General features: G+C 57.4%; 1 protein-coding gene. It reads left to right on the top strand.

What is annotated here, in order from left to right:
- Window positions 1–230, top strand: a 230-nt coding sequence (locus B2T33_RS14825; protein WP_286792454.1) for an aconitase family protein, incomplete at both ends; no start/stop codon positions are given.

Below are 230 nucleotides of genomic sequence, written 5' to 3'. Positions count from 1 at the left end.
GTGACCAGCCCGCAGGCCTTCGAAGGTCTGCGCAATTCGGGCCGCAAAGTGCGCCATCCGGAATTGACGCTCGCTGTGCCGGATCACAACGTTCCGACCTCTGACCGTTCTGAAGGCATCAAGGAAGAAGACAGCCGCATTCAGGTTGAAACCCTTGACCAGAACGCCAAGGACACCGGCATTCACTATTTCCCGATGAACGATCTCCGTCAGGGCATCGTGCACATCGT

Source organism: Thalassospira sp. UBA4513, assembly GCF_002388495.1.
Classification (GTDB): Bacteria; Pseudomonadota; Alphaproteobacteria; order Rhodospirillales; family Thalassospiraceae; genus Thalassospira; species Thalassospira tepidiphila.
The sequence above is the reverse complement of the archived record's forward strand: the minus strand, read 5'-3'. Positions and strand labels throughout refer to the sequence as shown.